6 protein-coding genes are annotated in these 3,973 nt (G+C 73.6%); 4 read left to right on the top strand and 2 right to left on the bottom strand.

Going from position 1 to position 3,973, the window contains the following annotated elements; translation table 11 throughout:
• Positions 1-406 precede the first annotated feature (406 nt).
• Both ACFV5N_RS17620 and ACFV5N_RS17615 read right to left on the bottom strand, forming a co-directional pair.
• Positions 407-709: a co-chaperone GroES gene (locus ACFV5N_RS17620; protein ID WP_051131108.1), complete on the bottom strand. Its 303-nt coding sequence runs from the start codon at positions 707-709 to the stop codon at positions 407-409.
• A gap of 74 nt (positions 710-783) precedes the next feature.
• A complete protein-coding gene (locus ACFV5N_RS17615; RefSeq protein WP_385600328.1) occupies positions 784-1,092 on the bottom strand; it encodes a DUF3618 domain-containing protein in 309 nt (102 codons plus the stop codon).
• A 133-nt stretch (positions 1,093-1,225) separates the two neighbouring features.
• On the opposite strand from ACFV5N_RS17615, the gene bcp reads away from it, so the two are divergent.
• From bcp to ACFV5N_RS17595, 4 genes are all read left to right on the top strand, one after another.
• A complete protein-coding gene (gene bcp, locus ACFV5N_RS17610; RefSeq protein WP_385600325.1) occupies positions 1,226-1,720 on the top strand; it encodes a thioredoxin-dependent thiol peroxidase in 495 nt (164 codons plus the stop codon).
• Entirely contained in the window at positions 1,713-2,492 is a 780-nt protein-coding gene (locus ACFV5N_RS17605) for an HAD-IIA family hydrolase (RefSeq protein WP_385600322.1), read from the top strand. The genes bcp and ACFV5N_RS17605 overlap by 8 nt, the downstream gene beginning before the upstream one ends.
• Positions 2,493-2,624: 132 nt before the next feature.
• The gene (locus ACFV5N_RS17600; RefSeq protein WP_385600319.1) at positions 2,625-3,281 is read left to right on the top strand and encodes a hypothetical protein; all 657 of its coding nucleotides are present in this window, start codon (positions 2,625-2,627) and stop codon (positions 3,279-3,281) included.
• Entirely contained in the window at positions 3,281-3,940 is a 660-nt protein-coding gene (locus ACFV5N_RS17595) for a class F sortase (protein WP_385600316.1), read from the top strand. Before ACFV5N_RS17600 ends, ACFV5N_RS17595 begins: the two co-directional genes overlap by 1 nt.
• The last annotated feature ends 33 nt before the right edge of the window (positions 3,941-3,973 follow it).

The raw sequence follows: 3,973 nt of genomic DNA, 5'->3' as shown, positions 1-3,973 counted from the left end.
GGGGGGGGGGGGGGGGGGGGGGGGGGGGGGGGGGGGGGGGGGGGGGGGGGGGGGGTGGGGGGGGGGGGGGGGGGGGGGGGGGGGGGGGGGGGGGGGGTTTTGGGGGGTGGGCGGGGGGGGGGCGGGGGGGGGGGGGGGTCGCGGGGGGGCGGGCGGTCCGGTGAGGTGTCGCCGTCGGTGGCGCCTTCGCCGTCGGTGCCGCGGTCGCCGGTGCCGCCGTCCGGCCCCGCCGAGCCGTCGACGGGGCCGGCTCCGTCGCGGCCGCCGCGCGAGGGGGAGCCGCCGGTGGAGCCCTCGGAGGCGCCGTCGCCGCCGGGTGACGGGGCGGACGGGCGGGACGGTCCGGTGGGCGACTAGCGGTACCGGGCCTGTGGGGCCCGGGGGGCCTGTGGGGCCGCCGGGGTCGTCAGAGGTAGAGCCCGGTGGAGTCGTCGGAGCCCTGGAGGCGTTCGGCGGCCACGGCGTGCAGGTCGCGTTCGCGCATCAGGACGTAGGCGACGCCGCGCACCTCGACCTCGGCGCGGTCCTCGGGGTCGTACAGCACCCGGTCGCCGACTTCGACGGTGCGGACGTTCTGCCCGACCGCCACCACCTCGGCCCAGTCGAGCCGGCGGCCGACCTGGGCGGTCGCCGGGATGACGATGCCGCCCGAGGAGCGGCGTTCGCCGCCCTCGCCGTCCGCGCGGACGAGGATCCGGTCGTGGAGCATCCGGATCGGCAGTTTGTCGTGGGTGGGGTTCGAACTCACGGGGAAGACGGTATCTCAGGTCGTTGAACGTTCGGCTACCGGTTCCGCGGGTCCTTGCCGCCGGGGGCGGACCGGGAGGTGGCGATCATCAGGCCGACGGCGACCACGGCGAGCGCGATCGGGACGACGCGGCTCATCCGGGGGCTGCCGTCGGGGTGGGTGAGCTTCTCGCGGAAGCCGCCGACGGTGCGGTCGACGCTGGCGGCGGCGCGGGCTTTGGCGTCTCCGACGATGGTCCTGGGGTGTACCCGGACGCCGATCTCTTCGAGGGTGCCCCGCAGGCTCTCCCGCCGCCTGTGGATCCGCGCCTCGATCGCCGCGGGGTTCTCGGCTGCTTGCGACACGCTCACGCCTCCATGGTCCGTCCCGTCTCGGGTTTACGGGACAGTGTGTCAGCTCCTCCCAGCCGCTGCCTGTCGCAGCCCCCGATTAGGCTGGGTGGCGCAGTGCCCGTAGGACCGACCGAGAGGATCCGCGATGAGTGAGCGCCTTCAGCCGGGGGATCCCGCCCCCGCCTTCTCCCTGCCCGATGCCGATGGCAAGCGGGTGTCGCTGGCCGATCGTGCCGGGCGCAAGGTCATTGTCTATTTCTACCCGGCGGCGCTGACCCCGGGCTGCACCAAGCAGGCGTGCGACTTCACGGACAATCTGGAGCTGCTGGCCGGGGCGGGGTACGACGTCATCGGGATCTCGCCGGACAAGCCGGAGAAGCTGGCGAAGTTCCGGGAGAAGGAGAGCCTGGGGATCACTCTGCTGAGCGACCCGGACAAGGAGGTGCTGGCCGCGTACGGGGCGTTCGGGGAGAAGAAGCTGTACGGGAAGACGGTGACCGGTGTCATCCGTTCGACGGTGGTCGTGGGTGCGGACGGGAAGGTCGAGCGGGCGCTGTACAACGTGAAGGCGACCGGGCACGTGGCGAAGCTGATCCGTGATCTGGAGCTGGCGCCGGCGGGAGGCGAGCAGGGTGACTGAGCGCAAGCCGATCGAGTCGTGGCTGACCGACATGGATGGGGTGCTCATCCATGAGGGGGTGCCGATTGCGGGCGCGGACCGTTTTCTGAAGCGGCTGCGGGAGTCGGGGCGTCCGTTCCTGGTGCTGACGAACAACTCGATCTACACGCGGCGGGATCTGCACGCGCGGCTGGCGCGGATGGGTCTTGAGGTGCCGGTGGAGAGCATCTGGACCTCGGCGCTGGCGACGGCGCAGTTCCTGGCGGAGCAGCGGCCGGGTGGCAGCGCGTATGTGATCGGTGAGGCGGGGCTGACGACGGCGCTGCACGATGTGGGCTATGTGCTCAGTGACGCGGCGCCGGACTATGTGGTGCTGGGTGAGACGCGTACCTACAGCTTCGAGTCGCTGACGAAGGCGATCCGGCTGATCAATGACGGGGCGCGGTTCATCGCGACGAACCCGGATCACACGGGTCCCTCCGCGGAGGGGGCGCTGCCGGCGACGGGTTCGGTGGCGGCGCTGATCACGAAGGCGACGGGGCGTGAGCCGTATTTCGTGGGGAAGCCGAATCCGCTGATGATGCGGGCGGGTCTGAACGAGATCGGGGCGCATTCGGAGACGAGCGCGATGATCGGTGACCGGATGGACACCGATGTGCTGGCGGGTCTGGAGGCGGGGATGGAGACGTTCCTGGTGCTGACGGGGCTGACCCGGCCGGAGGACATCGACCGGTATCCGTTCCGGCCGTCCAAGGTGGTGGATTCGATCGCGGATCTGGTGGACCGGGTCTGAGGCGCGGGGTGGGGTGCGGGTGACGCGAACGGGGGATTCGCGTCACCCGATGGCGTAACGGCGGCGGCTCCCGGGGTGCGTGGGGGCGGCGGGCGGGTGACTTTCGGATGGGATCGATCCGGAGGTTGTGCCATGAGCATCGTCAGGCCCGCCGGGCTCACCTTGGTCACGTTGTCGATGGCGCTGGCGGTGGTGTCGGTGCCGGCCGGGGCGGCGTTCGCGTCCGGCGGGGAGCGGGAGCGCGGGGAGGTGCACGTCTCGCCGGCCGGGCCGCGGCCGGGCGAGGAAGTGGTGCTGCGGGTGACGGGGTGCCGGGAGGCGAGCGGTACCGCGCATTCGGAGGCGTTTGTCGCGGAGGCGGTGCTGGCGCCGTCGGCGGAGGGCGGGCTGTTCGGCGAGGCGCGGATCAGTTCGACGGTGGAACCGGGCGCGTATCCGGTGGATGTGTCGTGCGACGGGAACGACCGGGCGGTGTCGGGTCAGGTGAAGGTCGTGGCGGACGAGGGTGGGCGCGGTCACGACAAGGATCAGGGGGCGGGGCACGGCAAGGAGCACGAGCGGGGGCAGGAGGAGGGGCGCGGGCACGAGCGGGAGGCGGAGCCTTCGCTGCCGGCGCGGCCCTCGGCTCCGGTGCGGGCGGGCGGTGGCGGTACGGCGGGGTCCGAGCCGGTGGCCGGTGAGCGCGAGGAGCGGGTGCCGGAGGTGCCGACGGCGCTGACGGTGCTGTCGGGGGTGCTGGCGGCGGCGGCCGGGCTGACGGTGCGGCGGCTGCGGTCCCGGGAGAGGTGATGGAGGACGAGCCGACCGCTTCGGGCACCGGCCGTCTGGTCTCCTGTGTGGCGTGGGCGCTGCTGCTGACGGGGCTGTGGCTGTGGGGCCGTCAGCTGACCGAGGGCGGTGGGTGGCTGCCGGGCGCGGCGCCGGGTGCGGCGCAGGCGGCGGGGGCGCGCGGGTCGCTGCCTCCGGCGGCGGATCCGCTGGCGGGCGGGGTGGATCCGGCGGTGCTGGAGATCGAGGCGATCGGGGTGCGGGCGGACATCATGGCGCGCGGGGTGGACGACAGCGGCGGGGTGGCGCCGCCGCCGTTCAGCGAGCCGGAGCTGGTGGGCTGGTACGCGGGTTCTCCGGCGCCGGGTGCGGAGGGGGCGGCGGTGCTGGTGGGGCATGTGGACACCGAGACGGACCGGGCGGTGTTCCATGCGCTGGGGTCGGTGGAGCCGGGGGACGCGGTGCGGGTGGTGCGGGACGACGGTTCGGTGGCGGCGTTCACGGTGAGCGGGACCGAGGTGGTGGAGCGTGCGGATTTCGACCCGGACCGGGTGTACGGGCCGCAGCGGGAGGGGCGGGCGGAGCTGCGGCTGATCACCTGTGGCGGGACGTACGATCCGGAGCGGCGGGAGTATTCGGCGAATGTGGTGGTGTCGGCGTATCTGACGGATGCGGCGTGAGGGCGGGCGGGGGGACGGTGCGCGGCGCGGCGG

Origin of the sequence: Streptomyces sp. NPDC059853 (assembly GCF_042731495.1) — a bacterium.
GTDB lineage: Bacteria > Actinomycetota > Actinomycetes > Streptomycetales > Streptomycetaceae > Streptomyces.
This window is presented reverse-complemented; position numbering and strand designations above follow the sequence as displayed.

Coding starts and splice junctions, on each gene's coding strand:
- ACFV5N_RS17620 (WP_051131108.1), bottom strand. CDS start 709: ATGCTCCACGACCGGATCCTCGTCCGCGCGGACGGCGAGGGCGGCGAA.
- bcp (WP_385600325.1), top strand. CDS start 1,226: ATGAGTGAGCGCCTTCAGCCGGGGGATCCCGCCCCCGCCTTCTCCCTG.
- ACFV5N_RS17600 (WP_385600319.1), top strand. CDS start 2,625: ATGAGCATCGTCAGGCCCGCCGGGCTCACCTTGGTCACGTTGTCGATG.
- ACFV5N_RS17595 (WP_385600316.1), top strand. CDS start 3,281: ATGGAGGACGAGCCGACCGCTTCGGGCACCGGCCGTCTGGTCTCCTGT.